This window comes from Anaeromyxobacter sp. K (assembly GCF_000020805.1).
GTDB classification, from domain to species: domain Bacteria; phylum Myxococcota; class Myxococcia; order Myxococcales; family Anaeromyxobacteraceae; genus Anaeromyxobacter; species Anaeromyxobacter dehalogenans.
This window is the reverse complement of sequence record NC_011145.1, coordinates 392,589-419,281: the sequence shown is the minus strand read 5'-3', so window position 1 is coordinate 419,281 and position 26,693 is coordinate 392,589. Positions and strand designations below refer to the sequence as shown.

At 76.3% G+C, this 26,693-nt stretch carries 28 protein-coding genes; 9 read left to right on the top strand and 19 right to left on the bottom strand.

Annotated elements, in window-relative coordinates:
- The first annotated feature begins 30 nt into the window (after nucleotides 1–30).
- Together ANAEK_RS01825 and ANAEK_RS01820 are read left to right on the top strand one after the other, a co-directional pair.
- On the top strand, nucleotides 31–954 hold the full coding sequence (locus tag ANAEK_RS01825; protein WP_012524445.1) for a LysR substrate-binding domain-containing protein: 924 nt from the start codon (nucleotides 31–33) through the stop codon (nucleotides 952–954).
- Nucleotides 955–1,030: 76 nt separating this feature from the next.
- Nucleotides 1,031–2,017, top strand: coding sequence for a YeiH family protein (locus ANAEK_RS01820; protein ID WP_012524444.1), 987 nt, complete (start codon nucleotides 1,031–1,033; stop codon nucleotides 2,015–2,017).
- Nucleotides 2,018–2,076: 59 nt separating this feature from the next.
- Here the strand turns inward: ANAEK_RS01820 and ANAEK_RS01815 are convergent, their stop codons facing one another.
- Nucleotides 2,077–2,469: a ribosome-binding factor A gene (locus ANAEK_RS01815; protein WP_232288343.1), complete on the bottom strand. Its 393-nt coding sequence runs from the start codon at nucleotides 2,467–2,469 to the stop codon at nucleotides 2,077–2,079.
- Nucleotides 2,470–2,848: 379 nt separating this feature from the next.
- On the opposite strand from ANAEK_RS01815, the gene ANAEK_RS01810 reads away from it, so the two are divergent.
- Nucleotides 2,849–3,472, top strand: a complete 624-nt coding sequence (locus tag ANAEK_RS01810; RefSeq protein ID WP_012524442.1) for an alpha/beta fold hydrolase — start codon at nucleotides 2,849–2,851, stop codon at nucleotides 3,470–3,472.
- 30 nt (nucleotides 3,473–3,502) lie between these two features.
- Here the strand turns inward: ANAEK_RS01810 and ANAEK_RS01805 are convergent, their stop codons facing one another.
- The 5 genes from ANAEK_RS01805 to ANAEK_RS01785 form a co-directional block, all read right to left on the bottom strand.
- On the bottom strand, nucleotides 3,503–4,036 hold the full coding sequence (locus ANAEK_RS01805; protein ID WP_012524441.1) for a hypothetical protein: 534 nt from the start codon (nucleotides 4,034–4,036) through the stop codon (nucleotides 3,503–3,505).
- Nucleotides 4,033–4,518, bottom strand: coding sequence for a hypothetical protein (locus ANAEK_RS01800; protein WP_012524440.1), 486 nt, complete (start codon nucleotides 4,516–4,518; stop codon nucleotides 4,033–4,035). Before ANAEK_RS01800 ends, ANAEK_RS01805 begins: the two co-directional genes overlap by 4 nt.
- Nucleotides 4,515–4,886 carry a PadR family transcriptional regulator gene (locus ANAEK_RS01795; protein WP_012524439.1) on the bottom strand — a complete coding sequence of 124 codons (372 nt, stop codon included), beginning with the start codon at nucleotides 4,884–4,886 and terminating at the stop codon, nucleotides 4,515–4,517. The genes ANAEK_RS01800 and ANAEK_RS01795 overlap by 4 nt, the downstream gene beginning before the upstream one ends.
- Nucleotides 4,887–4,992: 106 nt before the next feature.
- Nucleotides 4,993–5,571 (bottom strand): DJ-1/PfpI family protein, encoded by a 579-nt coding sequence (locus tag ANAEK_RS01790; protein ID WP_012524438.1) that lies wholly within the window; start codon nucleotides 5,569–5,571, stop codon nucleotides 4,993–4,995.
- 123 nt (nucleotides 5,572–5,694) lie between these two features.
- Nucleotides 5,695–6,909 (bottom strand): hypothetical protein, encoded by a 1,215-nt coding sequence (locus tag ANAEK_RS01785; RefSeq protein WP_232288342.1) that lies wholly within the window; start codon nucleotides 6,907–6,909, stop codon nucleotides 5,695–5,697.
- 160 nt (nucleotides 6,910–7,069) lie between these two features.
- Between ANAEK_RS01785 and ANAEK_RS01780 the strand changes: the two genes are divergently transcribed.
- The gene (locus tag ANAEK_RS01780; RefSeq protein ID WP_012524436.1) at nucleotides 7,070–8,317 is read left to right on the top strand and encodes a hypothetical protein; all 1,248 of its coding nucleotides are present in this window, start codon (nucleotides 7,070–7,072) and stop codon (nucleotides 8,315–8,317) included.
- A gap of 23 nt (nucleotides 8,318–8,340) precedes the next feature.
- Nucleotides 8,341–9,060, top strand: coding sequence for a glutamine cyclotransferase (locus ANAEK_RS01775; protein WP_049778360.1), 720 nt, complete (start codon nucleotides 8,341–8,343; stop codon nucleotides 9,058–9,060).
- On the opposite strand, the gene ANAEK_RS01770 is transcribed toward ANAEK_RS01775, so the two are convergent.
- A complete protein-coding gene (locus tag ANAEK_RS01770) occupies nucleotides 9,057–9,998 on the bottom strand; it encodes a LysR family transcriptional regulator (protein ID WP_012524434.1) in 942 nt (313 codons plus the stop codon). The two genes, ANAEK_RS01775 and ANAEK_RS01770, sit on opposite strands and share 4 nt — an antisense overlap.
- A gap of 56 nt (nucleotides 9,999–10,054) precedes the next feature.
- Between ANAEK_RS01770 and ANAEK_RS01765 the strand changes: the two genes are divergently transcribed.
- The 3 genes from ANAEK_RS01765 (at nucleotide 10,055) to ANAEK_RS01755 (ending at nucleotide 13,959) form a co-directional block, all read left to right on the top strand.
- Nucleotides 10,055–10,432 (top strand): hypothetical protein, encoded by a 378-nt coding sequence (locus tag ANAEK_RS01765; protein WP_012524433.1) that lies wholly within the window; start codon nucleotides 10,055–10,057, stop codon nucleotides 10,430–10,432.
- A gap of 90 nt (nucleotides 10,433–10,522) precedes the next feature.
- Nucleotides 10,523–11,521 carry a prenyltransferase gene (locus ANAEK_RS01760; protein ID WP_232288341.1) on the top strand — a complete coding sequence of 333 codons (999 nt, stop codon included), beginning with the start codon at nucleotides 10,523–10,525 and terminating at the stop codon, nucleotides 11,519–11,521.
- Nucleotides 11,522–11,781: 260 nt separating this feature from the next.
- On the top strand, nucleotides 11,782–13,959 hold the full coding sequence (locus ANAEK_RS01755; RefSeq protein WP_012524431.1) for a methyl-accepting chemotaxis protein: 2,178 nt from the start codon (nucleotides 11,782–11,784) through the stop codon (nucleotides 13,957–13,959).
- Here the strand turns inward: ANAEK_RS01755 and ANAEK_RS01750 are convergent.
- A complete protein-coding gene (locus ANAEK_RS01750; RefSeq protein WP_012524430.1) occupies nucleotides 13,943–14,830 on the bottom strand; it encodes a transporter in 888 nt (295 codons plus the stop codon). The genes ANAEK_RS01755 and ANAEK_RS01750 overlap by 17 nt on opposite strands.
- A 184-nt stretch (nucleotides 14,831–15,014) precedes the next feature.
- Nucleotides 15,015–15,482, bottom strand: a complete 468-nt coding sequence (locus ANAEK_RS01745) for a TlpA disulfide reductase family protein (RefSeq protein ID WP_232288340.1) — start codon at nucleotides 15,480–15,482, stop codon at nucleotides 15,015–15,017.
- A 327-nt stretch (nucleotides 15,483–15,809) separates the two neighbouring features.
- On the opposite strand from ANAEK_RS01745, the gene ANAEK_RS01740 reads away from it, so the two are divergent.
- Nucleotides 15,810–16,787: a xanthine dehydrogenase family protein subunit M gene (locus ANAEK_RS01740; protein ID WP_012524428.1), complete on the top strand. Its 978-nt coding sequence runs from the start codon at nucleotides 15,810–15,812 to the stop codon at nucleotides 16,785–16,787.
- Here the strand turns inward: ANAEK_RS01740 and ANAEK_RS01735 are convergent.
- From ANAEK_RS01735 to ANAEK_RS01700, 10 genes are all read right to left on the bottom strand, one after another.
- Complete coding sequence (locus ANAEK_RS01735; protein ID WP_012524427.1) at nucleotides 16,780–18,444, bottom strand: sigma-54-dependent Fis family transcriptional regulator; 1,665 nt, start codon at nucleotides 18,442–18,444, stop codon at nucleotides 16,780–16,782. The genes ANAEK_RS01740 and ANAEK_RS01735 overlap by 8 nt on opposite strands.
- Nucleotides 18,445–18,516: 72 nt before the next feature.
- On the bottom strand, nucleotides 18,517–20,004 hold the full coding sequence (locus ANAEK_RS01730; protein WP_012524426.1) for an MXAN_6577-like cysteine-rich protein: 1,488 nt from the start codon (nucleotides 20,002–20,004) through the stop codon (nucleotides 18,517–18,519).
- Nucleotides 20,001–21,956 (bottom strand): TonB-dependent siderophore receptor, encoded by a 1,956-nt coding sequence (locus ANAEK_RS01725; protein ID WP_012524425.1) that lies wholly within the window; start codon nucleotides 21,954–21,956, stop codon nucleotides 20,001–20,003. The genes ANAEK_RS01730 and ANAEK_RS01725 overlap by 4 nt, the downstream gene beginning before the upstream one ends.
- A complete protein-coding gene (locus tag ANAEK_RS01720; RefSeq protein WP_012524424.1) occupies nucleotides 21,953–22,318 on the bottom strand; it encodes a 4Fe-4S dicluster domain-containing protein in 366 nt (121 codons plus the stop codon). Before ANAEK_RS01720 ends, ANAEK_RS01725 begins: the two co-directional genes overlap by 4 nt.
- Nucleotides 22,319–22,326: 8 nt before the next feature.
- Nucleotides 22,327–22,956: a hypothetical protein gene (locus ANAEK_RS01715; RefSeq protein ID WP_012524423.1), complete on the bottom strand. Its 630-nt coding sequence runs from the start codon at nucleotides 22,954–22,956 to the stop codon at nucleotides 22,327–22,329.
- The gene (locus tag ANAEK_RS01710; protein ID WP_012524422.1) at nucleotides 22,946–23,437 is read right to left on the bottom strand and encodes a hypothetical protein; all 492 of its coding nucleotides are present in this window, start codon (nucleotides 23,435–23,437) and stop codon (nucleotides 22,946–22,948) included. The genes ANAEK_RS01715 and ANAEK_RS01710 overlap by 11 nt, the downstream gene beginning before the upstream one ends.
- Entirely contained in the window at nucleotides 23,434–24,888 is a 1,455-nt protein-coding gene (locus tag ANAEK_RS01705; protein WP_012524421.1) for a hypothetical protein, read from the bottom strand. Before ANAEK_RS01705 ends, ANAEK_RS01710 begins: the two co-directional genes overlap by 4 nt.
- Nucleotides 24,885–25,052: a hypothetical protein gene (locus tag ANAEK_RS23100; RefSeq protein ID WP_012524420.1), complete on the bottom strand. Its 168-nt coding sequence runs from the start codon at nucleotides 25,050–25,052 to the stop codon at nucleotides 24,885–24,887. Before ANAEK_RS23100 ends, ANAEK_RS01705 begins: the two co-directional genes overlap by 4 nt.
- Complete coding sequence (locus tag ANAEK_RS23095; RefSeq protein WP_012524419.1) at nucleotides 25,049–25,216, bottom strand: hypothetical protein; 168 nt, start codon at nucleotides 25,214–25,216, stop codon at nucleotides 25,049–25,051. The genes ANAEK_RS23100 and ANAEK_RS23095 overlap by 4 nt, the downstream gene beginning before the upstream one ends.
- Nucleotides 25,213–26,667, bottom strand: a complete 1,455-nt coding sequence (locus ANAEK_RS01700; RefSeq protein WP_012524418.1) for a 4Fe-4S dicluster domain-containing protein — start codon at nucleotides 26,665–26,667, stop codon at nucleotides 25,213–25,215. Before ANAEK_RS01700 ends, ANAEK_RS23095 begins: the two co-directional genes overlap by 4 nt.
- Nucleotides 26,668–26,693 lie beyond the last annotated feature (26 nt).

The following is a 26,693-nucleotide window of genomic DNA, read 5'->3' as shown; positions in this document are numbered from 1 at the left end:
GACGAGGGCCGGATCCGCTACCCTGTCCGGATGCCCCGCCTCGATCCGCGCCGCCTGCAGTCCTTCCGCGAGGTCGCGCTCGCCGGCCGCATCTCGGTCGCCGCGCGCACGCTCCACCTGTCGCCGTCGGCGCTCTCGGAGCAGGTCCGCGAGCTGGAGCGCGAATGCGGGCGGCCGCTCCTCCTGCGCACGGCACAGGGGGTCCAGCTCACCGCGGACGGGCAGCGGCTCCTCGAGCACGCGCAGCGCGTGGACGAGGCGCTGCGCGCGGCGGAGGCCTCGATGGACCGCGAGGCGGAGGAGGGCGGCCCGCTCGTGCTGGGGGCGAGCCAGACGACCGCGGCGTGGGTGGTCCCGCACCTCGTCGCGGAGCTGCGGCGCGCGCGCCCGGGGGTGGCGGTGCGCGTGGAGGTCGGCAACACCGACGCGGTCCTCGGCTGGCTCGCCAAGGGCACGGTCCCGCTCGGCCTGGTGGAGGGGCTCTCCCGCGCGCCGCACGTCCGCCTGGAGCCGTTCGCGCAGGACGAGATCGTCGCTGCGGCGTCGAGCGCGGCGCCCGCCGAGCTCCTGCGGCTGCGCCGCGTCGCCGACCTGGACCGCGTGCCCATCGTGTGGCGGGAGGTCGGCTCGGGCACGCGCGCGGTGGTGGAGAAGGCGCTCCGGCGCGCCGGCGTCCGGCGGACGCGTCGCAACGCCGACCTCGAGCTCGGGACGAACGACGCGGTGAAGGCGGCGGTGCAGCTCGGCCTGGGCGTCGGTTTCCTGTCGCGCTGGGCCATCCGCACCGAGCTCGCCACCGGCGCGCTGCGCGCGATCCCGCTCGACGGCCTCCGCATCGAGCGCGCGTTCTCGTGGGCGCTGCCGGCCGGCGGGGTCTCCGGGATCGCCGGCCGGTTCCTGCGCGAGGCGCAGCGGCTCGCGGCCGGGACGGTGCGCCCGGCCTGGTTCCCATGAGGCCGGCGGCGCCGCCGATGTCCCATCGGAAATCCCGGCGGGCCGCGGAGCCGCCGAGCGACTAGGTTCGCGCCGCATGGAACGGTCCGCCCCCGAGCCCCGCACCCCGTCGCCGCGATCGATCGCGTCCTTCCTCGTGCCGGCCCTGGGCCTGGCCTGCGTCGCCCTCCCGCACGTCTCCCCGGCGCTGGCGCTCACCGCCGGCGCCGCGCTCGCGCTCTCGACCGCGAACCCGTACGCCGCCACCACGCGCGCGCTGGCCCGCCGGCTCCTGCCCCTCTCGGTGGTGGCGCTCGGCGGCGCCATGGACCTCCGCGTGGTCGCCCACGTCGGCGCGCGCGGCGTGGGCTACACCTTCGTCAGCATCGCGGCGTGCCTGGCGCTCGGGGCGCTCCTCGCCCGCGCCGCGCGCGTGCAGGCCCGAACCGCGGCGCTCATCTCGGTCGGCACCGCCATCTGCGGCGGGAGCGCCATCGCCGCGGTCGCGCCGGTGGTCGGGGCGGACGAGCACGAGACGTCGATCGCGCTCGGCGCGGTGTTCCTGCTGAACTCCGCCGCGCTGCTCGTGTTCCCGCTGGTGGGCCACGCGGCAGGCCTTGCGGAGCCGGCGTTCGGCCTGTGGGCGGCGCTCGGCATCCACGACACGAGCTCGGTGGTGGGCGCCACGCTCGCGTACGGCCCCCAGGCGCTCGCCGTCGGGACCACCGTGAAGCTCGCCCGCGCGCTCTGGATCGTGCCGGTGACGCTCGCCATCGCGATCGTGGCGCGGCGCGCGCGGGGCGGCGCGGCGGCGACCGCGGCGCGCCCGCCCTGGTTCATCCTCGGCTTCGTGGCGGTGGCCGCGCTCGCGACGTTCCTGCCCGCGCTGCGTCCCGCCGGCCTGCTCGCCGCCGAGGCCGGGCGCCGCGCGCTGGTGCTGACGCTGTTCCTGGTGGGCCTCGGGCTCTCCCGGCAGGCGCTGCGCTCGGTCGGTGCGGGCGCCCTCGCGATGGCTGTCGCGCTCTGGCTCGCGGTCGCGACCGCGACGCTCGCCGCCGTGCGGTCCGGGCTCGTGCACCTCTGACCGTTCGCGCGGTCCGGGCGGCGCCGGCGGGAGCGCGGCCGGCGGGCGGGGCTCGGGCGTCATGCCGCCCCGGCCCGCTGCGCCGCGGAGGCCGCCTCGCGAACGCTCGCGCGCGCGAAGGAGAGCCGCTCGAGGTCGGGCAGCGCGATCACCTCGCCCAGCCGTGCGCGCAGGAACGGCGCCGCGCGGGCGAGCGCCTCGGCCGCCTCGCGCTCCGCGGCCGGACCGTCGCCTTCGGGCACCTCGAGGTCGTACCCGATGCGCGCCTCCGCGCCGTCCGGCGAGAGCCGGAGCGCGACGAGGTCCACGCCGCGGAGCCCGGGATCGGTGACCTCCTCGCGCACGAGGGAGCCGAACAGCGCGAGCAGGATGCGCTCCAGCCGCTCGACGCGGAGCGCGGCGGAGTCCGCGCCGGGCGCGGCGTCCTGGGGGCGAGGCTGGGGGGCGCGCACGGGCGCGCCGGGGCGATTCGATCGATGGGTCATCACGACGGGTTCCTGGCGCGCGCTCCCGCGGGAGCGCGGTCGCGTGGACGTGCCTTGGCGCAGCGCTTCGGAGGCGGGCGCGCGCAGCGAGAACCGGTCGTCGAGGATCGATCGGGTCGGCTAGGCGCGCTCCGAGGGGCATCCCGGGCGGGCGACGAGCTCGAGCTTCAAGGGACACCTCCTCCGGCGCGAACACCGAGCGTGAGAAGGGCGCACGGATACCCCACGGCTGGCTGAGCGTCAAGCGCCGCTGCACGCTGCGTCTCCTCGCCGCGGCGCCGCGCTCGCCGGAGCGGCGTCCCGTTCCGCGGGCGGCCCCGGACCCCTGCGACTACACTCGTCGCCGATGCCGTCGCTCGTCTTCCTCCCCGGCGCCGGCGGCCGGGGCGCCTTCTGGGCTCCGGTCGCCGAGCGGCTCGCCGACCTCGGCCCGTCCCTACGCCTCGACTACCCGGGCTTCGGCGGCTGCCCGCCGGACCCCGCGATCCGCTCCACCGGCGACCTGTTCGCCTGGGTGGTGGCGCGGCTGCCGCCGGGCCGGAGCCACGTGGTCGCGCAGTCGATGGGGGGCGCGCTCGCCGTGCGGCTCGCCCTCGAGCACCCGGAGCGCGTGGAGCGGCTCGTGCTCGTCGCGACCTCGGGCGGCGTGGACCTCCGCGGCACCGGCGCCGCCGACTGGCGACCGGAGTACCTGGCGTCGCTGCCCGGCGTGCCGCGCTGGTTCGTGGACGACCGGAGCGATCACACCGCGCGGCTCTCCGATCTCGCCGCGCCCACGCTGCTCCTGTGGAGCGACGCCGACCCGGTGAGCCCGCTCGCGGTGGGGCGCCTGCTCGAGGCGCGGATCCCGGGGGCCAGGCTGCGCGTCTTCCCGGGCGGCACGCACGCGTTCGCGCAGGAGATGCCGGACGAGGTGGCGGCCGAGATCCGCGCGCACCTCGCCGGCGCCGCGGCGCCGTCGCGTCCCTGAGGCGCCGGGATCGGCTGGGCCGCGGAGGCGCTACGGCGCCGCGCCCACGCCGGCGCACGCCCCCGGCCCGTCCGGACAGAGCAGCCGCTCGATGACGAGCGCGAACGCGTACGCGCCCAGGAGGCCGATGCCCACGTGCAGCGCCGTGAACGGGGCGCCCATCACGCCCGCCTCGAACATCAGGATGGGCAGCTTCGCGCCCGACCACACGCCAAGGAAGAAGAAGACGTTCGCCGGGCGCGCGCCCTTCGCGAGCAGCACGGCCGCGAGCGGGAACGCCGCGTAGAGCGGTCCGGCGGCGACCGAGCCGAGCGCGAGCGGGATGAGCACGCCGCGCAGGCCGGCGCCGGCGCCGACGTTCCGCACGATCACCTCGCGCGGCACCCAGACCTCGAGAAGCCCGATGAGCAGGAGGACCGGCGGGAGCAGCCCGAGCATCTCGCGGGTGCTGCCCGCCGCGTTCCGCAGGGCGGCCGCACCCGCGGAAGGCGACGCCATCGCGGTGAGCGCCACCGCCGCCGCCACCGCCAGCGGGACGCGCCACGCCTTCAGGAGCCGGGTCATCCGAGCACCTCCACGGCCGCGAGCGCGAACAGCATCGCGGTGACGAGCGCGAGGGCGTTCCGGAGCGCCGCGGCCCGCCATCCGAGGACGCGCGCTTCGAGCGGCAGCGTCACCACCCCGACCGACATCACCGTGCCCACGAACGCCGCGATCTGCGGGTACCCGGCGCCCGCCTCGCGCAGCGCCCCGGCGAGCGGGAACGCCACGAAGCTGGGCAACATCGCGGCCGAGCCGATGGCGAGCGCGGCGGCGACGCCGCCCACGCCGGAGCCCGGCCCGATGGCGCGCGCGATGGCCGCCTGGGGGACGACCGCCAGGGCGAGGCCGACGAGGAGGATGAGCGCCGCGACCGAGGGCAGGATCCGGACGAGCTGCACGAGCGCGGCGCGCACGGCCGCCGCGGTCCTCCTCCGGTCCCGCGCGAGCGAGAGGAGCAGCGCCGCGAGCGCCACCCCGTCGAGCCAGAGCCCGGACGCGCTCATCGCCCCTCCCCACCGCCGCCGCGGTAGTCGAGGAAGAAGGCCAGGTAGGCCATCCGCCGGCGCACGTCCTCCTCGAACGCGTCCAGCATCCGCCCGCCGTCGCGGGTGATCCGGTACCACTTGCGCGCCGCACCGCCGCCCGGATCGCGGGTGGCGGCGACGGCGCCCTGCCGCTCGAGCGCTTGCAGCGTGCGGTACACCGCGGCGCTGTCGTACCCGCTGCCCGGCAGGTGCCGCTCCAGGAACTCCAGGATCTCGAGCCCGTAGGAGGGCTTCCGGCTGAGCGCGAGGAGCACGAATGCGGGCGCGTGGCGGCCGCGGCGGAAGGGCGTCCGGGAGGCTGCGGCCTTGCGGGGAGGCGTCTTCATGTCACAAGCATATGCGAATGACATAATCGGCGCCAGGGAATCTCCAAGGCGCGAAGCCGGCGTCATCGGCGGCGGCGGCGGCGCCCGCCGTCCAGGCGGCTGGCGGCTAGGCGGCGATCCGCGTCCCGAGCACCTGGAGGAACTTCGCGATCCAGTCCGGGTGCGCGGGCCAGGCGGGCGCGGTCACGAGGTTGCGGTCGACCGCCGCCTTGTCGATGGCGATCTCGGCGTACTCGCCGCCGGCGAGCCGCACCTCCGGCGCGCAGGCGGGGTACGCGGAGACGAGCCGGCCCTTCACCACCCCGGCGGCGGCGAGCAGCTGCGCGCCGTGGCAGATGGCGGCGATGGGCTTCGCCCCCTCGGCGAAGTTGCGGACCACCTCGATCACGCGCGCGTCGAGCCGCAGGTACTCGGGCGCGCGGCCGCCGGGGACGCAGAGCGCGTCGTAGTCCTGCGGCCGTACCTCGTCGAACGTGGCGTTCAGCGTGAAGTCGTGGCCGCGCTTCTCGCTGTAGGTCTGGTCGCCCTCGAAGTCGTGGATGGCGGTGCGCACCTTCTCGCCCGCCTTCTTGCCCGGGCAGGCCGCGTGCACGGTGTGCCCCACCGCCTGCAGCGCCTGGAACGGCACCATCACCTCGTAGTCCTCGACGTAGTCCCCGACCAGCATCAGGATCCTCTTCGCCATGGCGCACCTCCTCCTGCGTGGCCGCATAGCCGCGGGGGCGGCGCGGAGCAACGCAGCGAGGGGGTGTGGCGAGGTTGATGCCGGGCGCGGCCCGGCGGGGCCGCCGCGGGTCCGCAGGCGCGGTCAGTCGCAGAGGTCCACCACGAACCAGCGCGCGCCGAGCGCGCCGGGCCGCAGGTGCGTGCAGACCACGTCGCCGACCTCGACCTCGCCGTAGAGCTCCCGGCCGACGTCCACCTCGTGCGCCTCGGCCATCGGCCCCCAGGGCGGGAGGCGGAGATCGTAGCTCGTGTGCTTGCCGCTCGAGACGTGCTTGTGCAGCACCGGAACCTCGTGGACCTCGGCCGGCGTCCGGTCGAGCAGCACGTCCGCGGCGTTGAGCGCGCCCCAGGGATAGGGGGCGATGAGCGCGAGGATGAGGGCCGGTACGTACCACCGGCGCCGGAGCGCCGCGTCGCCCCGCACCAGCAGGGCGGTGAGCGCGACCGCGGCGGCGGCGGTCCACCCGAGCACGCGCGCGACGTCCACCACCTGGTAGTCGAGGAGGGCGCGGAGCATGAGCACCACGCCCGGCCCGAAGATGGGCACGCCCACCCCCGGCCGCACCTCGTTGCGCCGCTCCTCCACCGAGTACCGGCCGCGGCCGGCCAGCACGAGCGCGAGCGTGGCGAGCGGGATCGCGGCCAGCACGGCGATCGCGACCGGGTACGGCCGCGGGAAGAGCAGCCCCCAGCCGCCCGCCGCGAGCGCGGCGCCCTTCAGCACCTTCGCGACGCGGTGGGACCCCGCCAGCGAGGCCCGGCGAGCCTCCTCGTCCGGACCGAGCTCGGCCGAGGCCAGCAGCGCCGCCTCGGCGGAGGCCCGGTCCGCCACGTCGAGGTCGGGGAGGGACGCGAGCCACGCGTCCAGCGTGGCGTCGCGCTCGAACAGGAAGCCCATCGAGACCGGCTTCTCCCCGCGCTCCCGGCGCTCCAGCACCAGCTTCTCCATCCCGTACTGCAGCGGGATGGTGCGGCGTCCCGCGATCTGATCGTTGCGCAGCCGGCGCGGCGACCGGCCCAGCTCGATCACCTCGACGCCGTCCGCGTGCAGGAGGAGCCGCCCGCGCTGCGCCGCCGCGACGGCCGCGGCGCCCAGCGCCCCGAAGCCGAGCGGCACGATCAGCACGGGCCCGGCGAGCGCGCCGCGGAGCGCCGCGATCGAGCCCGCCACCGCCGCAGCGAGGCCGAGCGCGCCGAGCCCGTGGAACAGGAGCCGCCATCGCCTCGCGAAGGGGTAGGTACGCGGCCAGACGCCGTCGCGGCGGTCGAGGGTGCCGAGGTTCCGGTCGGATCGCATGCGCCGGATACAGAGCATGGGGCCGCGCGCCCCGTCCACGGAGCGTGCAGGCGGCGATCTCGCACACCGGCGCACCGGACGCGGGCCGGTGGGTCGGGGCTGCGGCGCCCCTCGCCCGGCGCGTGGAGCGCGGGCGCTCCTCCGGTTACGATCCCGGCCGATGCCAGCGACGCCCCCTGCCGCCGCCGCCGCCCGTGCGCTCCAGGCCGGGGATCCGCTCGGCGCGCTCCGGGAGGTGGCGCTGCGGCGCGACGCGACCGGGCTCGCGCTGCGGGGCATCGCCATGGCCCAGCTCGGCGACCTCGACGCGGCGCGGCGGCTGCTGCGGCGCGCCGCGCGCGCGTTCGGGCCGGCGGCGCCGCTCGCCCGCGCGCGCTGCGCGACGGCCGAGGCGGAGGTGGCGCTCGCCGCGCGCGGGCCGGACGCGCCCGCGATCGACCTGGAGGACGCGGCGCGCGCGCTCGAGGCGGGCGGGGACCGGGCCAACGCGCTGCACGCCCGGCTGCTCGCGGTGCGGCGCCTGCTCCTCGGCGGCCGGGTGGCCGAGGCGGGCGCCGCGCTCGACCGGCTCGCGCTGCGCGGCGCGCCGCCGGCGCTCGCCGCGGTGGCCGGCCTCGCCGCGCTCGACGTCGCGCTCCGGTCCGGGCGGAGCGCCGCCGCCGCGGAGGCGCACGCGCGGGCGCGGCGCGCCGCGGACCGCGCCGGGATCCCCGCGCTCGTGGCGGAGGTGGCGAGGGCCGGCGAGGCGCTGGCGAGCCCCGCCGCGCGGCTCCTCTCCGCCGGCGCGGAGCGGCCGCTCCGGCTCGGCGAGGTCGAGGCGCTCCGCCGGAGCGACCGGCTGGTGGTGGACGGCTGCCGGCGCACCGCCGGCCGGGGTGGCGCCGCGGTGGACCTGGCGCGGCGGCCGGTGCTGTTCGCGCTGCTCCGCGCGCTCGCGGAGGCCTGGCCGGGCGACGCGCCGCGCGAGGTGCTGGTGCGCCGCGCGTTCGGCGCGGCCCGCGCCACCCCGTCGCTGCGCGGGCGGCTGCGGGTGGAGGTGGGCCGGCTGCGGCGGGCGGTCCGGGCGCTGGCCTCGGTGCACGCCACGCCCGCGGGGTTCGCGCTGGCGCCGCGCACCGGGGCCGGCGTGGCGGTGCTCGCGCCCCCCGCGGCGGCGGGGGACGCCGACGGCCAGGCCGCCGCGCTCGCGGCCCTGCTCGCCGACGGCCAGGCCTGGTCGTCGTCGGCGCTGGCGCTCGCGCTCGGCACCAGCCGGCGCACCGTGCAGCGCGGGCTGACCGCGCTCGCCGAGCGCGGCGCCGTCCGCGCGCTCGGCCGCGGGCGCGCGCGCCGCTGGGTCTCGGCACCCACGAGCGGCTTCAACCCGGCGTTGCTGCTGCCGCTCCCCCGCGCTATCGGGCAGGGATGAGCTCCGGAGCGAGGAAGCACGCCGTGCCCGCCGGGGCGCCCGGCGCCGAGGTCCCCTGCGCCGACGCCGAGGTGGTGCGCGAGTACGGCCCGTTCGACGGCGCCCCGGTGGCCGGGGTCAGCTTCGACGGCGAGCGCGTCTGGGCCGCGACCGGGGCGCGGCTGATCGCGTTCGACCCCGCCAGCGGCGAGACGGTCCGCGCGCTCGACGTCGCGTGCGACGCGGGCACCGCCTTCGACGGCCGGCACCTCCACCAGCTCGCCGGCGACCGGATCCTGCGCCTCGACCCGGGCACCGGCGCGGTCCTGGGCAGCATCCCGGCGCCGGAGGGCGCCGGCGGCTCGGGCCTGTGCTGGGCCGAGGGGAGCCTGTGGGTCGGGCGCTACGGCGAGCGGCGGATCCTGCGGGTCGATCCCGCCACCGGCGCCGTCCTGCGCACCATCGAGTCCGACCGCTTCGTCACCGGGGTGACCTGGGTGGACGGCGAGCTGTGGCACGGGACGATGGAGGGGGGCGAGAGCGAGCTGCGCCGGGTCGATCCGGCCGGCGGCGCGGTGCGGGCGCGGCTCTCGATGCCCCGGGGCGCGCTGGTGAGCGGGCTCGAGTCCGACGGCGCCGGCCTGTTCTTCTGCGGCGGCGCCGCGAGCGGGAAGGTGCGCGCGGTGCGCCGCCCCGCGCCGGCGGGCGGACGGACGGCGAGCCGGGCGCGCCGCCCGGGCCCCCGCGGCCGGCGCCCGCGCTAGGGCTGCCCCGCCAGCGCCGGCCGGGCGCGCTCCACCAGGCCGTCCAGCCAGTCGATGACCGCCCGCACCCGCGGCGTGCGGCGCAGGTCGCCGTGCACGAGGAGCCACAGCTCGTGCGGCGCCGGCTCCGGACCGTCCAGCCGCACCAGCGCCGGGTCGCGGTCTGCCACGAAGCGCGGCAGCACCGCCACCCCGAGCCCGAGCCGCGCCGCCTGGAGCAGCGCGGTGGTGCTGTTGCAGCGGAAGACGATCCGGCGCGCCGGCGCGACCCGCTCCAGCCAGCGCTCCTGCGGCACCGCGGCATGGCCCTCGTCGAGCCCGACGAACGGATCCGCCGCGAAGTCCACCGCCCGCGGCTTCCCGCCCACCACCTCCCGCCCGCCGTACAGCCCGTAGGCGACGTCAGAGAGCTTGCGCGTGACGAGGCCGGCGTCGCGAGGGCGGCCCATGCGCACCGCCAGGTCGGCCTCGCGCCGCGTGAGGTCGAAGGCGCGCTGGTCGGCGGCGATCTCGAGGACGAGCCCGGGGTGCCGCTCGCGCAGGACGCCCACCGCCGGCAGGAACAGGTGCGTGGCGAGGTGCGAGGCGGTGGTGAGCCGCACCGTCCCGTCCAGCGCGCGGTCGCGCGTGTCCGCGTGGCGCGCGAGCGCGAGCACGTCCTGCTCCACCCGCAAGGCGAGCTCGGCCAGCTCCTGGCCGGTGGTGGTGCACGCCCAGCCCTGCGGCCCGCGCTCGAACAGCGCCAGGCCGAGCGCGCCCTCCAGCGCCGCCACCCGGCGCGCCACGGTGTTGCGATCCACGCCGAGCCGCCGCGCCGCGCGGGCGTGGCTCCCGGTGCGCACCAGCTCGAGGAAGAACTCGAGGTGCCCCCAGTCCAGCCCCGCGCGTTGCTGCGCGGGGCCGGCGCCCCCCTGCGCGTTCAAGGCGCGCTTCGACATCGGTACATCCTCCACGTGCCGCGCAGCCCGCGCGGCGAGCACGAGGGAGAAACCACATGAAGTCGCGAGCGTCACCCTCCACCGCCGCGCCCTCCTGGGGCGCCCTCTGGCTGACCGGTGGCCCACAGGCCCTCGCCCCCCGGCTTCCCCCGCCGGCGCCCCGGCCGGCGCCGGTCGGCCGTGCCGGCGCGGGACGCCTGCTCGCGCCCCGGTTCGCGCGCGCCGCCCGCGGCTCCCCGGACCTCGCCGTCGGAGCGCTCCTGGCCGCGCTCTGGATCGGGCTGTGGGCCGTCTTCACGGTGGGCGTGGCCGGTGCGCTCGGCGAGGTGGCGGCGGGCTCGGCCGCGGGATGGACCGCGTCCGCGCCCGGCACGCCGCACGCGTCGGTGGCCGCCGCACGACGGCCGGCGCCGACGCCGCGGGTGCGGCGGTGAGCGTCGCCGGCCGGCGTGCCCGGTCGCCCGCGGCGCCATGCCGCGCACCGCGGCCGCGCCACGCCTCCCCGGTTGATCGAAGCTGTGCGGGTGAGCACGCCATCTCCCCACCTCTCCGGCCCGCCCGAGGAGCTTGGCGCCGCCGAGGTGCCCGCGGCCTCGGCGCGGAGCATCTGGGTGGACCTGCTCGTGTACCCGACGCACTCGCTGCCCACCGCCGCGCAGCCGGTGCTGGTCGGCCTGGGGCTGGCGGTGCACTTCGGCGTGCTCTCGCCCTGGCCGGCGCTGGTGGGCCTGTTCGGATCGTGGGTCATCCACGTGGCCGGGCTCTTCACCGACAACCACGAGCTGCTCCGGCTCCACCCGAAGCTCCCGGAGCACCCCGAGCTCGTCCAGGCCGTGGAGACGGGCGCCCTGCGGCTCGCCACGCTGCGCCTCGCGATCGTCGGGTGCCTCGCGCTCGCGCTGGCGACGGCGCCCTACCTGTACCGGATCGGCGGCGCGCCGGTGCTGGCGTTCGGCGCCCTGGGGATCGTGACCAGCCTCTCGTACAACGGCGGCCCGTGGGCCTACGCCCGCCGCGGCCAGGCCGACCCGCTGTTCGTGGTGATGTTCGGCGTGGTCGGCGTGGTGGGGACGTACTTCATCCAGGCGGCCGCCGTGCAGGGCGCGCCCGAGCCGTGGCGCCTGCTCGCGTCGCTGCCGCTGGCCGTCTACCTCGTCGGCCTGCCGGTGGGCGCGCTCGTGACCGCGGTGCTCCTGGTGGACGACCTCCGCGATCACGAGTTCGACCGCGTGAAGGGCTGGCGAACCGGCGCGGTGCTCCACGGGCCGGGCTTCAACCGCGTCGAGATCTCCGCCCTGCTCGCGCTCGCGTACCTCGCGCCGCTCGGCTCCTGGCTCCTGCTCGACCTCGGCCCGTGGATGCTCCTGCCGCTCGCCTCCGCGCCGATGGCCCTCGGCGCGCTCCGGACCTTGTTCACGGTGCGTGAACGGGCGCGCCTCATCCCGCTCACGCCGCGGATGGCGCGGGTCGGGCTCGTCTACTCCGCGCTGCTCGGGGCGGCGCTGGCCCTCGCGCCGCGGTGACGGCCGCCCCGCGTCCGGGCCAAACGACGTCAGGCTCCTGACGTCGGGGCGCCGCCGCGTCCACGATCGATCCGCGCGCGCGACCCACGCGCTCCACCCTGGGGCGCCCGCCACTCGACCGAGGACGCGGGACGGCGTGCCGCCCGGAGGGGCCGCAAGCGCCCGCCGTCCCGATGCCACGGCCCGCCGCGGACGCGCTGGCACGTCGGGTGCTCCCCCGCCTCCGAACGTCCACCGCGCCCGCCTCGCCAGGTCCCGACATGCTCCGCTCGCTCCCGGTCTCGACGAAGATCCTCGGCTCCTCCCTGCTCGCCGCGGGCGCCACGCTCGCGGCCGGGATGGCCGGCTGGCTCGCCGCACGGGGCGGCCTGCCCGGCGGTGCCACCCTCGCGCTCGGCGCCTCGGCGGCGGTCGCGGCCGTGATCGCCGCGGGCGGGCTGTTCGTCTCGCTCGTGGTCGGCCGCGCCATCCGCGCCATGCGCACCGAGTCCGCGCGCGTGCGCGACGCGGTGCGCGCCGGGACGCTCACGGTGCGCGGGGGCGAGGGGCACATCGACCCGGAGTTCCAGCTCATCATCCGGACGCTGAACGAGACCCTGGACGCGTTCTCGGTCCCGTTCGCCGCCACCGCGGACGCGGTGGAGCGCATCTCGCGCGGCGACCTCCCCGCGCGCATCACCGCGCCGTTCGAGGGCGACTTCGACCGCCTGCGCGAGGCGGTGAACGCGGTGATCGAGGTGGTGGAGCAGCGCAACGAGGACATCCGGCGGCTGGTGGAGGCGGCCACCGCGGGCCGCCTGGACGTCCGGGCGGACGTCACCCGCTACCACGGGTACAACGGCGCCATGATCGGCCGGATCAACCTGCTCCTCGACACCGTGATCCGGCCGATCGAGGTCGCCACGGACCGGGTGGTGCGCCTCGCCGCCGGCGAGGTGCCGCCCGACGTCGATCTCGCGGTGCAGGGCCGCTTCCTCGACCTGAAGCGAGGCGTGAACGCGCTGCTCGAGGTGGTGCGCCTGCGCAACGCGGACCTGGCGCTGCTCCTGCGCGCGGCGGCGGAGGGACGCCTGGACGTGCGCGCCGATCCGTCCCGCTACCCGGGCCAGAACGGCGAGCTGGTGCGCGGGATGAACGCCCTGCTCGACGCGGTGGTGGCGCCGCTCCGCGCGGCAGCGGGCGCGCTCGAGCGGCTGGCGCGCGGAGAGGCGCCCGCGCCGATCGAGGAGACCTATCGCGGCGAGTTCGATACGCTCCGCCGCAACGTGAACGCCTGCACGTCCGCCATCCGCGCGCTGGTCGGCGAGGTGGACGTGGCCATCGAGGCCGGCCGCGCCGGCGACCTCGGCCGCCGGGGCGACCCGACCCGCTGCGCGGGCGACTACCGCCGCGTCCTCGCAGGGGTGAACGAGATCCTGGACGCGATCTCCGCGCCGGTGCGCGAGGCCAGCGAGGTCCTGGCTCGGCTCGCCGCGCGCGACCTGCGAGCGCGCATGGGCGGGCGCTACCTGGGCGACCACGCGCGGCTCCAGCAGGTGGTGAACGGCACCGCCGGCGCGCTCGACGCGGCGCTCGGCCAGGTGGTCGAGGCGGTGGGCGGGATCTCGGCGGCCGCGGCCCAGATCGCCTCCTCGAGCCGGGCGGTGGCGGGCGGCGCCGCCGAGCAGGCCTCCGCCATCGGCCGCACCGGCGCGAGCCTCGAGGCGGTGGCCGGGCAGGCGCGCGCCACCTCCGAGCACGCCTCCGCCGCGGACGGCCTCACCGCGGCGGCGCGCGACGCCGCCGCCGAGGGCACCGCCACGGTGTCGCGCATGACCGCCGCCATGGCGCAGGTGCGCCTGGCGGCCGAGCAGACCGCGCAGATCATCAAGGACATCGACGAGATCTCGTTCCAGACGAACCTGCTCGCGCTGAACGCGGCGGTGGAGGCCGCCCGCGCCGGCGACGCCGGGCGCGGGTTCGCGGTGGTCGCCGAGGAGGTCCGCTCGCTCGCGCTCCGCTCCAAGGCGGCGGCCTCCCGCACCGAGGCGCTCATCCACGAGTCGGTGCGCCAGGCGGCGGACGGCGACGCGATCACGCGCGCGGTCGCGGAGCGGCTCGAGGCGATCCACGGCAGCTCGGACCGGCTCGCCGCGCTCGCGGCCGAGATCAGCGCGTCGGCGCGGGAGCAGGCCAGCGGGGTCGCGCGGATCACCGGCACGGTGGCCGAGATCGACCGCGTCACCCAGCAGAACGCCGCCAGCGCCGAGCAGTCCTCGGCGGCGGCGGCGGAGCTGTCGGCGCGCTCGGGCATGCTGGCCGAGCTGCTGGGCGAGTTCCGGCTGGGCGGCGCCGGCGATCGCGCCGCGGCGAGGGCCGCACCCCGGGCCGCGTGCGAGGCAGGCCGGGGATCGGACGACCCGACCTGCCTCGCGGCGGGTGCTACAGGGGGAGCATGAACTTGAGGAAGACGCGATCGGCCTGCAGGCGGCTGTCGCTCGTGACGTCGTGGTGCCACATGCCGATGAACGTGCCGAACGGTGCCTGGTAGGCGGCCTGAAGCCCCAGGGCGAGGCCCTCGGCCTTGTCGTTGACCTCCTGTCCATCGAGCTCGTCGTCGGTGGTCTGCACCGTGTAGTAGCCGCCGACGCCGGCCTCGAACGGCCCGAAGAGCTTCGCCACCGCGAAGTCGACCTCGAGCTCGTCGCCGGACCGCACGCCCGTCACCGGGTTCTCGCGCTTGAGGTTGTACAGGAGCTTCCCGGAGGCCTCGAAGCCGCCCGGCGCATACCAGGTCGCGGCGACGTTCGGGCTGACGCTGTAGTACCCGACGCCCTGGCTCAGGCCCCCGTCGGTGCGGAAGCGCCCGGTGGGCAGGTTCAGGTCGACGGTGGCGAGCAGGTGGAGGTTCTGCGGGAAGTGCCAGTTGAGGTAGACGGGGTTCAACGTGATGTCGCCGGGGCCGTCCGCGTCGAACTCCAGCTTGCCCGCCGGCGTGCGGACCTTCGCGGTCTGGTGCCAGTAGGGAAGGATCGCGCCGAACCCGTACTGCGCCCCGAGCACGCGGAGCTTGGTGACGTGGACCAGGCGCAGCACGCCGAACTGCGCGCTCGCCTCGATGCCCGCGTCGTGCCCGTCGGCGTCCTGGACCTCGCCGTGCACCAGCGCGACCATGCTCAGGAGGTAGGTGCCCGGCGGCGGGAGCGCGCCGGCGGCGAGGCCGTCGACGCCCACCGGGTACTGATCGCCGCCTTCCTTCGCGGCCGCGGGCGTCGCCAGGGTGATCGCCGCGACGAGCGCGAGGATGGGCTTCCATGGATGCGGTTTCATGTTGGTCACACCTCTCCGTTGGCCGCCCGGGCTGCCGGCGGCGGTGATGTGGAGCGGCGGCGCTTCAATGGCCGTGCCGGGCGCGCATCCGTCGAGATCCCGCCGCCCTGGAGCGCCGCCGTGCGGCGCGGACCTTTCAATCGGAAAGCGCACGCTTCAATGCGAAGCGATCGCGCTGCCGGGCTCAGCTCCGCGGGCACGTCGCCGGGATGATCGGACGAAGGGCCTCGAGGAGCTCTGCGCGGCCGACGGCGCCTGAGATGACCGCGTGGATCTTGCCTCCGGGATCGACGAGGTACGTGGTCGGCACCGCGTCCACGCGCCACGCGCGCATCGCCGCGCCGTCCGCGTCGAAGCCCATCGGATACGGCTGCCCTGCGGCGACCTGCGCCACCTCCTCGCGACCGCCGTCGCCAGCGACCCCGATCAGCTCCACGCAGGCGTCCCCCAGCTCCCGCTTCACCTCGGCCAGGTCCGGAAGCTCGGCCCGGCACGGGCCGCACCAGGGTGCCCAGAAGTTCACCGCGACGGCGCGCCCGCGCAGCTTCCCGAGATCGATCGCGCCGCCTCCGCCCACGGCGGTCAGCACCAGCGGCGGCGCGAGCTCGTCCAGGCCGGGCGCTCGCCCCGCCGCCGCGCGGCGGTCGGCCACGACCAGTGCACCGATCGCCAGCGCAGCGCCCGCGAGGAGCGCCAGTCCCGCCCGAGCGCCGCCGCGCGCTGGCGGCGCCGCGCGACGCCGGTCGCCGGCCCCGTCCATGATCTCCGGTCCACGTTCCATGCTCGCTCGCGGAGCAACCCTCGTGCCGCGGCGCGCTCGCGCTTCAGGCTGAACTGCCCGGCTCCCGACTGAAACGCCTGGGCGCCGCCGCGCCGCCTCCGCGCGCGCCGGATCCGGCGCGATCGCGGCCCAGCGGCGCTGGCGCGCTTCGTGAAGCGCCCTGGTGCGAACGTTCCCGTCCACGGAGAGGCGCACGCGGTGTCTCGCACCAGGGCATATCCGGAGTGGCATCTCGCGAGCTCGCTCGCGGAGGCGACGTGGCGCGCCTTCCAGGGGGCAGCGGTGGTGGCCGGCGGCGTCGATCTGGGCGAGCGGCTCGGTCTCGTGCGCCGCGCGCCGCGGAGCATCGTGTGCATCCGCGGCCTCGCCGAGCTGCGCCGCCTCGACGTCCGGCCGGACGGCCTGTGCATCGGGACCCTGGTCACGCTGCAGGAGCTGGCGCAGAGCCCCCTGGTGCTGGAGCGGTTCCCGGCGCTCGCGCGCGCCGCCGGACTCGCCGCGACGCCTGCGGTGCGGGAGGTCGCCACGGTGGGCGGAAACCTCATGCAGTACCCGCGCTGCTGGCAGCTGCGCACCGAGGGGCGCCCGTGCCGGCGATCCGGCGCGGGGCGCTGTCGCTCGGACGGAAGCTGGCGCGCCGACGGCGCCCTCTTCGATCGGCGCGCCTGCGCGAGCGCGCACCCGTCGTCGCTCGCGCCGGTGCTCATCGCGCTCGGCGCGCGCGCCGAGGCTCACAGCGTCTCCGGGCTCGTGCGCGTCCCGCTCGATCGCCTCTACCCGCCGCGCCGGTCGAGCGCGGGGCGGCCGGTCTGCACCACGCCGGCGGACATCCTCACCTGCATCCACCTCCGCTGGCCGGCCCCTGGCGAGGTGACCTTCTTCGACGCCAGGCGCACGGGGGACGCCGTGACGGCTGCGGTGGCGGGCTCGGTGGAGGTCCGGGACCAGGTGGTCGAGGCAGCCCGCATCGTGCTGGGCGGCGTCGCCCCCAGCCCCTGGCGCGCACGCGCCGCAGAGGCGCGGCTGCTGGGAGCGCGCCTCTGCCCCGCCGCGCTCCGCGACGCGATCCATGCGGAGCTGGCGATCGCGGCCGCACCGGCGGGCAGCACCGCCAAGGCGCGTGACCTGCAGGCCGCGGCGCTCACCGCGCTCCGCGCCGGGGAGGGGGTCAGCTGAGCGAGAGCCCGTACTTGCGCACGCGGCGCCAGAGCGTGACCGGGCTGATGCGCAGCGCGGCCGCGGCCTCCTTCCGGTTGCCGTGGTAGCGGCGGAGCGCCTCCTCGATGAGCTGCCGCTCGTTCGCCTCGACGTCCAGGTCGCCGTCGGGCGCGGGGTCTCCGAGGCGCCCGGCCACCTCCGGGTTCAGGTCCTTCACCGTGAGCACCGACTGGGAAGCGACGACCGTGGCGCGCTCGATGGCGTGCTGCAGCTCCCGGACGTTCCCGGGCCAGGAGTAGCTCATGAGGCACCGCATCGCGCCCGGGCTGATGGTCTGCACGCCCTTGTTCCAGCGCCGCGCGGTGGAGTGCAGGAAGTAGTGCGCCAGCGCGGGGATCTCCTCCCGCCGCTCCCGGAGCGGCGGGATGGTGAGCACGAACCCGCCCAGCCGGTAGAACAGGTCCTCGCGGAATGCGCCCGTCTGCACCTGCTGCCGGAGGTCCCGGTTCGTGGAGGCGACCACCCGCGCGTCCAGCCGCAGCACCTTCTCGCTGCCGACTCGCCGGAACTCGCGGCTCTCCAGCGCGCGCAGCAGCTTCGCCTGGAGGCACAGCGGCATCTCGCCGATCTCGTCGAGGAGGATCGTGCCTCGGCCGGCGTGCTCGAACAGCCCCGGCTTGTCGCGCACCGCGCCGGTGAACGCGCCTCGAGCGTGGCCGAACAGCTCCGACTCGAGCAGCCCCTCGGTGAGCGCGGCGCAGTTGATGGCGACCATCGGCGCGTCGCCGCGCATGCTCTTCTCGTGGATGAACCGGGCCAGGAACTCCTTGCCGGTCCCGCTCTCGCCCTCGATGAGCACGTTCATCTCGAGCGGCGCGACCCGCTCCGCGAGGACCAGCAGGTCCGTCATGGCCTGGCTGCACACCACGAAGTTGAGCGGCGCGGTGGTGCGGTCGGGGCCGTTCACCGTGGTCACGGTGGCGGTGGGCGCGGACTTGGCGCTCGCCGCAGCCGTCCGGATGGCCCGGGCGTGCTCGCACTCCGCGTGGATCTCCTTCCACTGCTGCGAGAACGAGGTCTCGCCCGCGAGCGTGTAGCGCGCCTCGATCTCCGCCGCGCGCTCACCCCAGCCGTCCAGATCGTTGCCCACCACCGAGCAGCACTGCGCGCCGGAGCAGCGACACGCGACCTCCTCGAACAGGATGAGCGCCCCGATCACGTACGTGCCGAACCCGGAGGCGTAGCCCAGCGTGGCCCAGCACGAGCTCGTCATGCCAGCTCCGAACACGCGGGCGTGGTCGTCGGCCTCGGCGCAGTGCCACCAGTTCGCCTCCATGTGCAGCTTGCCGGGCCCCTCCGCCTCGATGACCTTGGGCGCCACCCGGACCATGCCTTCCATGGTGTGGAGCGTGCAGCCGAACACGAACCGGTCCACCGGCTGCAAGCTCGCCAGGTGGTCGGAGCACATCATCGCGTCGAAGTACCCCTGGGCGAAGCCCCAGCGAAACACGATGGCCCGCGCCGCGTCCTGGCCCATGCTGCGGATCAGCTGCGCCCGCATGATGCTGACCGCCGCCGCGCTGTGCACCACCATGCGCTGCTGGCGCATGCTGAGCCAACCCTGCTCGGTGCCCACGTCGAAGAGGTCCAGCAGGTGAATGTCGTGGAGCTTCATGGTTCGCCTTCCGGTGGATCGATGCTTCGCTCCAGGCGCCGCCGTGCACCTCGAGGCCTGGGTGGCGACAGGTCAGCGTCCCGGCGCGCACAGGAGATCGGCAGCCCACGCCCATCCCTGTGCGCCCATCGGACAGACCTCCACCGCCTCCTGCGCGTTCCGGGTCACGGGGTCGAAGCGCTGCACCCTCCCTGTATACTGATCGCTCACGAAGCCCGCGCCGCGGCAGAAGGCCACGGCGCCGGGCGCGTCGAACGCGGTGAGGAGCAGGCCTCCGACCACCGGCGCGGCGGGGTTCGAGAGGTCCACCGGCAGCAGCCCGGCGGCGCCCGCGCCGGCGCACGAGATCCAGAGGGTGGATCCGTGTGCGGCGAGCGCGCCCGGGTTCTTGCAGCCGTCGCCCAGCGAGAGCACGCGAGACGCGCCGCTCGCCGCGTCGATCGTCACGAGGCGGCCCGGACCCGCCGGCGTCACGTAGTACCCGTAGGTCCAGCTCGTCGGGTCCGAGTCCTTCGCCAGGTTCGCGAGCGTCACGTGGACGTTCCCGTCCAGCGCCACCGCGTGCCCCGGAAACGGCAGGGCGCCCGCATCGGCCGCGCCGCGCAGATCGATCGTGCGCTCCAGCGTGGCGCACGGCGCGCCGGCGCACCCCGGAACGCGGGAGACGTCGAGCACCGCGACCGCCTGCCCCCCGCTCGCCTCGTCCTTTCCGTACAGCGCCACGTACGCACGCCCATCGAGGACCGCGATGCCCCGCGGGTTGGCGCTGGGCGGCCCCGGCAGGATCACGTCGTCCAGCACGCGCCCGGTCCCGGGCTCCACCACCGCGACGGAGCCGCCACCGGAGTTCGAGACCAGCAGCCGATCGCCCACGGCGGCGATCCCCTCCAGGTCGGCCGCATGCAGCGCGTGCTCGACCGACGGCGCGGCGAGCTCGAGCGGCAGCCGCACCAGGCTCCCGGACAGCGCGGCGGCGGCCCAGACGTCCCCGTCGAGCCCGGCCAGCGCGACCGGGCCGTCGCCCGCGGGTCGTGGCGACCCGGCGCCGGCGAGATCGGGCGCGAGCGGGCGGACGTCATCGGTCGCGAAGCAGGCGACCTGGAGCGAGCGGCAGGTGCCGCCGTCGCAGGCCTCCCCCGGCTCGCACAGCACGCCGCAGCCGCCGCAGTGATAGCGGTTCGAGGTCAGGTCCACGCAGGCGCGCTCGCATGCCGTCAACCCCTCCGCACACGCGTCCGCGCAGGCGATCGCGCCGCCGGCGGTGCCGCACACCTGCGCGCCGGGGCAGGTCTTTCCGCAGGCGCCGCAGTTCGCAGGGTCGCTCTCGAGCTGCGCGCAGGTCTCGCCGCAGCGGACCGTCCCCGGGCCGCAGTCGCACGCGCCCGCGCGGCAGGCACCGCCCGCGCCGCACACCGTGCCGCAGGCGCCGCAGTTGAGCGGGTCGGCGGAGAGCGCGACGCAGCGCCCCCCGCAGTCGACTTGCCCCTCCGGACAGGTGCTCCGTGCGCTGCACGCGAGGAGCGCTGCGGCGGCGAGCGTGGCGAGGAACGTCGATCTCATGGTGCGTACTCCTGGGCAGAGGACCCGGCGCGCAGCGTGACCATCACGGTCCGCGGCGGGAGCGGATCGCCGACGCCGTCGGTGAGCGTCCGATCGTCGGCGAGGTTGAGGACCTCGAGGTGGATCCGGACCTCGGGGCGGCGCGCCACGCGCACGCCGAGGCCGGCGTTCCAGCTCGTCGAGGAAGGGACCGGGTTCACGCCGCGGCGATCGCGGTAGCGGCGGCCGAGGCGGTGGAGCTCCACGTGCGCCGACAGCGGCCCGGGGGCGAGCGCGACGCGCAGGAAGGCGCGCTGCTTCGGGCGATAGGGGATCCAGTGCCCCACCTCCGCGGGCGCACCGCGCAGCAGCTCGGTGACGAGCAGCGTGTAGCTGCCGCTGGCGCTCGCGCGGAGCGGACCGCCGACCGGCGCGGACGCGCCCTCGACCTCGAGGCCGGTGGCCGACGCGCGCCCGGAGTTGAAGGGCTTCAGCCGACCGAACGCATCGCTCGGCTCGTACACCACCAGGTCCTCGTAGCGGGTGAGGTGTCCGGTGACCGCGAGCAGCCCCGCGCGGCCGTCCGCCACCAACCCCGCGTCGGCCGCGACCGCCGTCTCGGGCCGGAGGTCCGGGTTCGGGACCAGGAGCCCCTGCTGAAGGTGCAGCTCCGCGAGACCGGGCGGCCGGAAGGTGCGGCCCACGCCCGCGCGGGCGCGCAGCGCGGGAGCGAGCCGGACCGACAGGCCGAGCGAGCCGGAGACGCCGCCGAACTGCCCGGCCCGCTCCGCGCGCGCGGCGGGGGCGATGCGGAGACCGCCGTCGGCGAGGCTGAGGTCGTCGGCGACCGCCGCAGCCACGCCGTACAGGTCGCGGCGGCCGCCCAGCCCGTCTGCGGCGAGGAGCTCGGCGTTGGTCTCGAGCGAGGCGCTGAGCACGCCGTTCCGGTGCGACCCGGTCGCCTCCAGCGCCAGCCCGGCCGCCGCGCCGCGCTGACGGATCGGCGAGTCGTCGGGGCCGGTGAGGCGCGCATCCAGCCGGTCGAGCCGCAGGTGGCCCCGGGCGGCGAGCGTGGCCGGGCCGAGCGCACCGAAGCGCGCGACCCGCCCCATCGCGAGCAGCCGCGCGTCGTCCTGCCAGGCCCACGGCGTGGGCGCCGCGGCGAAGCCGGGGAGGCCGCGGTGCCCGCCGGACACCTCCAGGAGCGCGTCGAGCCGGCCGCGCTCCTGCGGCCGGACCAGCTTCGCGAGCAGGCCTCCGCGCCGCACCTCGGCGTTCTCTCGCGTCGCTGCCACGGTGGGACCGCCCGGAAGGCCCGGATCGAGCCGGAACGGGAACCGACCGCTGGTGGTCTCGGCGGTGGCGCCCAGCAACACCGCGCCCGGCCCGAGCGAGGTGGCGACGTCGGCCGCGACCCGCGCCGTGTCGAAGGAGCCGCCGCCGGTCTCGAGGCTCCAGCTCCCCGCCTCGGGCCGGCGCGTGACCACGTTCAGCACTCCGCCGAGCGCGCCCGAGCCGTAGCGCGCTCCCGCCGGCCCTCGCACCACCTCCACCGCGTCCACCCAGGAGCGCGGGATGGTGGAGAGGTCCACGCCGCCGCCGAACGCGGTGTTCAGCGGCAAGCTATCCAGCAGCACCTTGACGCCGCTCGGCGGGGAGCCGCGGATGGAGATCGTGGTGAGCTGGCCCAGGCCGCCGTGCTCCTCCACGGCGATCCCGGGGGCGGTGGAGACGAGCTGGCCGACGTCCTTCGCCTCGCCCTCGAAGGTCGCGCGGTCCACCACCGTGCCGGACGCCAGCGACCGCGCCTCCGTCGTCGCGCGCGGCAGGCGGACCACCTGCTCCTCCAGCACCACCAGCGGGACGTCCGGATCCGGTCCCGGGTCCGCGCCGGCCGCCGGCGCGGGGCACGTCGCGCACGCGAGCGCGAGCGCGATCGCCGTCCGGGCGGCCACCCGCGCCGACGCGCTCATGCGGGATCCTCCGCGGCGTGGCGCGACGCCACCCGCTCGGCCTCGGCGCGCCAGCGCTCGACCTCGCGCTGCGGCGCGAGGCCACGCGGGCACACGTGCGTGCAGGCGCCGCAGGAGGTGCAGTCGAGCGCGCCGGCGGCGATGGCCGCGTCCACCTTGCCCGTCTTCGCCGCCGCGAGGATGCCCTTCGGACCGGGGAACGCCTCGCCGCGCTTCACGCACAGGGGACAGGCGCCCATGCACAGCTCGCACTCCATGCAGAGCAGCACCTGCGTGTGCCCGCGCGCCACCAGCCGGACCACCATCCCGGCGACCAGCACGACCGGGAGCAGCACCACCGCGATCTCCATCGCCTCGAACACCGCGACTCCTAGTTGGTGAGGGACCCGCTGTCGCGGATCACTCCGGACGGGCACCAGACGAAGCACTTGCCGCAGCGCGGGCAGCTCCCCTTCGCGAACACCGGCTCCACGTTCCCGCGCTCGCCGACGCGCATCGAGATGGGGAAGTCGCCGCGCATGACGCTCTTGCAGCCATCCAGGCAGCGGTTGCAGATGGGGTAGAGGCAGCGCTGGACGCCGAAGCGCAGCCCCTTCGCACGCGCGTCCAGGATCCGCTCGAGCATGTCCTCGCGCTCGACGTAGCGGTCCATCGCCTTCAGCAGCCGGTGCTCGCCCACGTCACGGCCCCGGACCGCCAGGCGGTAGTCGGCGAGATCCCCTCGTCGCACCGTGACGGCGCCATCGACGATGGGCTTGAGCAGGCCGAGCAGGCTGCCGTCGGCGGCGTGTGCGAACACGATGATGCGGCCGCTCTTGGTCTCCTCGTCGAGGTGGATGCGGATCTCGTCCGGCAGGAACTCGAACCGCGCGTCGGCCGGCGCGTGCACCCGCGGGTAGGAGCCCGGGAACTGCTCCGTCCACGGCGCCTGCGCCACGCGCGCCCCGAGCGCGACGGCCAGGAACGTCAGGGTGGCGAGGAACGCAGGGCTACGGAGCATGGGCCGCCCACTCGTTCCCGGCGTCGCCGCGGAGCTGCGCGATCAGCCGCAGCAGCGGCAGCCGCAGCCCGCACCCCTTCTCGCAGGCCCCGCAACGGAAGCAGACGCGCGCCGCGTCGCGCGCCCGCATCTTGAAGGTGACCAGCTCCGCGTCGGGCCCCAGCGCGGCGGCCGCCTCGCGCGCGGTGAGGTGGCGATCCGCCACGGTCACCAGCATCTCCGGATCGATCTCGAGCGCCCTCCGCACCGGGAGGCGCACGTTCGTCGCGTACATGTACACGTCGCCGCTCCCGGCCAGCGCCGCAGAGACGAAGCCCTGCGGATCCAGCCCGAGCACGCAGCGCGCCGTGCACGCCTTGCAGTCGTAGCAGGTGATCGCCCACGGCTGGCGGGCGCGCAGCGCGTCCGCGAGCAACCAGCCCAGGTACGCGAGCGTGGCGCCGACCGCGATCGCGTTCACGGTGACGAGCGCGCGCCTCACAGGAGCACCAGGAGCGCGCCGGTGAGCAGGCCGCCGAGCAGGCCGCCGAGGTGGTGCACCCGGTAGCCGTAGACGAGGTTCACCACGCCCCCCGCCACCGCCCCGAGGACGAGCGCCGCCGGGAAGTAGCGCGGGTCGAGGGCCGTCGAGGTGAGCGGCAGGCGGGAGACGAGCAGCGCCGTGACCGGGACGCCCAGGAAGATCCCGAGCGTCTGCGGCCGGCCGGACCAGGCGTCGCGGATGCGCAGCCGCCCCTCGCCGATGCTGCCGATGCCGCCGATGGCGGAGGGGCCGCAGGACGCCGCGCCGGCGAGGATGAAGGCGGAGAGCAGCGCCGGCGTGGCGCGCTCGAGCCCGGTCACGTCGGCGAGGCGCACGCCGAACAGGAGCACCCCGGGGATGAGCGCCAGCGACACGATGCGACCGCACGGCATCGCCAGCATCACCGGCACGTAGGCCAGCACCACGCTCACGCCCACGTAGCCGAGCGGGGTGTGCTCGGCGGCCCACACCAGCAGCGCCAGCAGCGCGTCGAACGCGCCCGCGATCGAGAGCGCGCCCGCCACCAGGAACCCTGCCAGCATCGCCGAGAGCGGGTGGAGCATCACGCCGCCCAGCAGATCGTCGAGGCCGAGCCGCGCGACCAGCATGACGCACGCCGTGCCGATCGTGAGGGTCACCTGCAGCGGGACCGGCGGGCGCACGAGCACCACCACCAGCAGCACGGCCAGGAAGATCGCGAGCGCGAGGTATCCGTGCTCGGGCACCGGGCGCTCGGCGGCCTCGGGCGGCGCGGCGCGCATCCTGAGGGTCGTGCCGTAGCCCCACCGGATCAGCGCCATGGTGGCGACGGTGATCACCAGGATCGCGATCTGCGCCGGGTTGGAGAACGAGCCCGGCGGATACCGCCCCATCCCCTCGCCCAGCATCCCGATCCCGCCGATCACGGAGGGGCCGCAGGAGGCGGCCGCGTTCACCACCAGCCCGAAGACGGTGACCGCCACCAGCACCGGCTCGCCGCGCTCCTTGGCGAGCGCCCAGCCCAGCATGAGCGCGAGCGGGATGAGCGGCGAGACCAGGATGCGGCCGCACGGCATGGCCAGGATCGTGGGGAGGTTCACCAGGAGCGAGATCACGAACGGCGCGCCGAGCCGGGTGCGCGTCAGCCGCCCGAGCAGCCGCGCCGCGGCGTCGAACGCGCCCGCGGCGTGCAACGCGCCGGCGAGCAGGAAGCCGGCGATGACGCTGGTCACCGGATGCACGTTCGCCGAGGCGAGGAGCTGGGGCCACGGGATGGGCCGCCCCGCGAGCGCCGAGAACCCGATCGCCAGCGCCGCGACCGCGAGCAGCAGCGCCTGGAGGGTGACCACGCGTTGCGGGATCCACCCGCGCAGCGAGGCGATCACCCCGCCCACGAAGAGGCCCAGCGCCGCCGGGCCGGCCCAGGTCATCGGCGGACCCTCCCGCGCGGCCGGCCGAGCTGGACCAGCGGCGCCCGCTCACCCTCGCAGCCGCCACGGCCGCCGTCGCAGCGACCGTCGCAGCCCGCGCCGGGGCGGCGCAGCAGCGCATAGACCCCCACCGCGAGCAGCAGGGTGGTGACGATCTCGGTCATGACAGGAGCCTCAGCAGTGCGGCGGCGGCGACGCCGCCGAGCAGGCCGCCCGAGCTCCAGGGCGCGGCCTGGAACGCGGCGTTGAACAGCGCACCCACGAGCAGCCCCGCCGCGATCAGGGCGAGCCACTCCTTCACCGGCCTGCTCGGACCGCGCGAGCTCACGACCGCGCCTCCGGCCCCGGAGACGCACCCGCCGGCCGCGGCGCCTCGCCGGGCGCTCCCAGCGCCTTGCGCGCCTCGTCGCGGAGCCGGAACGCGGACCGGCCGTAGCCGAGCAGGTCGTCGAGCCACACGAGCAGGCGATTGGCGACGACGGACTTGCGCGAGATGAGCGCCACCGCCCAGCGGTGCGCGAGCAGATCCTTCTTGTTGAACGGGCAGGCGCCGGTGCACGCCATGCACTTCGGGTTGACCTTGAGATAGGTCCAGCACTTCGGCCCGTCCACCTGCCAGCGCGAGACGCCGCCGGCCGGCGCGCCCGCCTCCCCGCGCGGCACCGCGCTCACCGGGCAGGCGTCCGCGCACTTGTTGCAGACGCGACAGAACTCCTGGACGCCCAGGTCGCGCTGCCGGTCCACGGCGAGCGGGATGTCGGTCGTCACCACCGCGAAGCTCCCGCGCGGCCCGAACCGGTCGTTGATGAGCATGCCGTTCTTGCCGACCTCGCCGAGGCCCGCGGCGATCGCGAGCGGGATCACCTGCACCTCCGCCCACCGGCCGAAGTGGGCTCGGGCCGGGTAACCCAGGCTGCGAATGGCCTTCGCGAGCTCCACCGCGACCCGTCCGCCCTCGGCGTAGAACTCGAGGGTGTCGCGGTACTCCTGGACGGTCTCGGGAGGGATGGGGACGGCGGGGTTCGTGCTGCGCCCGGAGAGCACCGCCGCGACCTCCTCCGGGATGGAGCTGTAGTAGTCGCGCCAGGGCAGCGGCGCGGACGGGCTGGCCAGCCGGTAATCGAGGCCGGTCCCGATCACGATGGCGTAGCGGTGGTGGAGCGCGACCGGCTGGCCGTCGTTGTCCTTCTGGAACACGAACTGCGGGTGGAGCTCGGTGATCCCTGCCACCTGCGCCCCGAGCGCCCGCGCCTCGTCCTTGATCTGCGCGGCCAGCACGGCGGGCTCGGTCACCTCGACCGCGACCGGCGCCACCGCGCCGTCGCGCGCCGCGCGGTGGGCGACCTTCCCCACGCACACGTCATAGACGGAGAAGGTGAGCTCGTCACGGCCATCGGGGCCACGGCTCCGCTCCACCTTGCCGAGGACGTCGTTGCCGGGCTGCGTGGTCGCGTCGTAGGCCTGCGTCGGCGTCCCCGCGCCCACCCGCTTGTCGGGGAAGCTCCGGTCGGACGGGATCACCAGCGCGAGCGCGAGCAGCGCCGCCAGCCCCAGGACGCCGCGCAGCGTCCACCGGGCGCGCGCGCCTTCCAGCGCGCCGCGGCGCTTCGCCAGCAGCAACCCCGCGCACAGCGCGGCGCAGCCGAGCGCCGTCGCGAGCGAGATCCAGGTGGCGCGCCACTCGCGCTCCACCAGCGCGGCCGAGGTCATGGCCGTCCACGCGGCCGTACCCACGGCGAGGAGCGCCACGCACCCCAGCTCTCGAGCCTTCCAGCGCACGCGATGCTCCCATCCGTCCCCCGGGG

Bases quoted from the DNA above. Each gene is read 5' to 3' on its own strand.
- ANAEK_RS01825 (WP_012524445.1), top strand. From the start codon at position 31: ATGCCCCGCCTCGATCCGCGCCGCCTGCAGTCCTTCCGCGAGGTCGCG.
- ANAEK_RS01820 (WP_012524444.1), top strand. From the start codon at position 1,031: ATGGAACGGTCCGCCCCCGAGCCCCGCACCCCGTCGCCGCGATCGATC.
- ANAEK_RS01810 (WP_012524442.1), top strand. From the start codon at position 2,849: ATGCCGTCGCTCGTCTTCCTCCCCGGCGCCGGCGGCCGGGGCGCCTTC.
- ANAEK_RS01805 (WP_012524441.1), bottom strand. From the start codon at position 4,036: ATGACCCGGCTCCTGAAGGCGTGGCGCGTCCCGCTGGCGGTGGCGGCG.
- ANAEK_RS01800 (WP_012524440.1), bottom strand. From the start codon at position 4,518: ATGAGCGCGTCCGGGCTCTGGCTCGACGGGGTGGCGCTCGCGGCGCTG.
- ANAEK_RS01795 (WP_012524439.1), bottom strand. From the start codon at position 4,886: ATGAAGACGCCTCCCCGCAAGGCCGCAGCCTCCCGGACGCCCTTCCGC.
- ANAEK_RS01790 (WP_012524438.1), bottom strand. From the start codon at position 5,571: ATGGCGAAGAGGATCCTGATGCTGGTCGGGGACTACGTCGAGGACTAC.
- ANAEK_RS01785 (WP_232288342.1), bottom strand. From the start codon at position 6,909: ATGCGATCCGACCGGAACCTCGGCACCCTCGACCGCCGCGACGGCGTC.
- ANAEK_RS01780 (WP_012524436.1), top strand. From the start codon at position 7,070: ATGCCAGCGACGCCCCCTGCCGCCGCCGCCGCCCGTGCGCTCCAGGCC.
- ANAEK_RS01770 (WP_012524434.1), bottom strand. From the start codon at position 9,998: ATGTCGAAGCGCGCCTTGAACGCGCAGGGGGGCGCCGGCCCCGCGCAG.
- ANAEK_RS01765 (WP_012524433.1), top strand. From the start codon at position 10,055: ATGAAGTCGCGAGCGTCACCCTCCACCGCCGCGCCCTCCTGGGGCGCC.
- ANAEK_RS01755 (WP_012524431.1), top strand. From the start codon at position 11,782: ATGCTCCGCTCGCTCCCGGTCTCGACGAAGATCCTCGGCTCCTCCCTG.
- ANAEK_RS01750 (WP_012524430.1), bottom strand. From the start codon at position 14,830: ATGAAACCGCATCCATGGAAGCCCATCCTCGCGCTCGTCGCGGCGATC.
- ANAEK_RS01735 (WP_012524427.1), bottom strand. From the start codon at position 18,444: ATGAAGCTCCACGACATTCACCTGCTGGACCTCTTCGACGTGGGCACC.
- ANAEK_RS01730 (WP_012524426.1), bottom strand. From the start codon at position 20,004: ATGAGATCGACGTTCCTCGCCACGCTCGCCGCCGCAGCGCTCCTCGCG.
- ANAEK_RS01725 (WP_012524425.1), bottom strand. From the start codon at position 21,956: ATGAGCGCGTCGGCGCGGGTGGCCGCCCGGACGGCGATCGCGCTCGCG.
- ANAEK_RS01715 (WP_012524423.1), bottom strand. From the start codon at position 22,956: ATGCTCCGTAGCCCTGCGTTCCTCGCCACCCTGACGTTCCTGGCCGTC.
- ANAEK_RS01705 (WP_012524421.1), bottom strand. From the start codon at position 24,888: ATGACCTGGGCCGGCCCGGCGGCGCTGGGCCTCTTCGTGGGCGGGGTG.
- ANAEK_RS23100 (WP_012524420.1), bottom strand. From the start codon at position 25,052: ATGACCGAGATCGTCACCACCCTGCTGCTCGCGGTGGGGGTCTATGCG.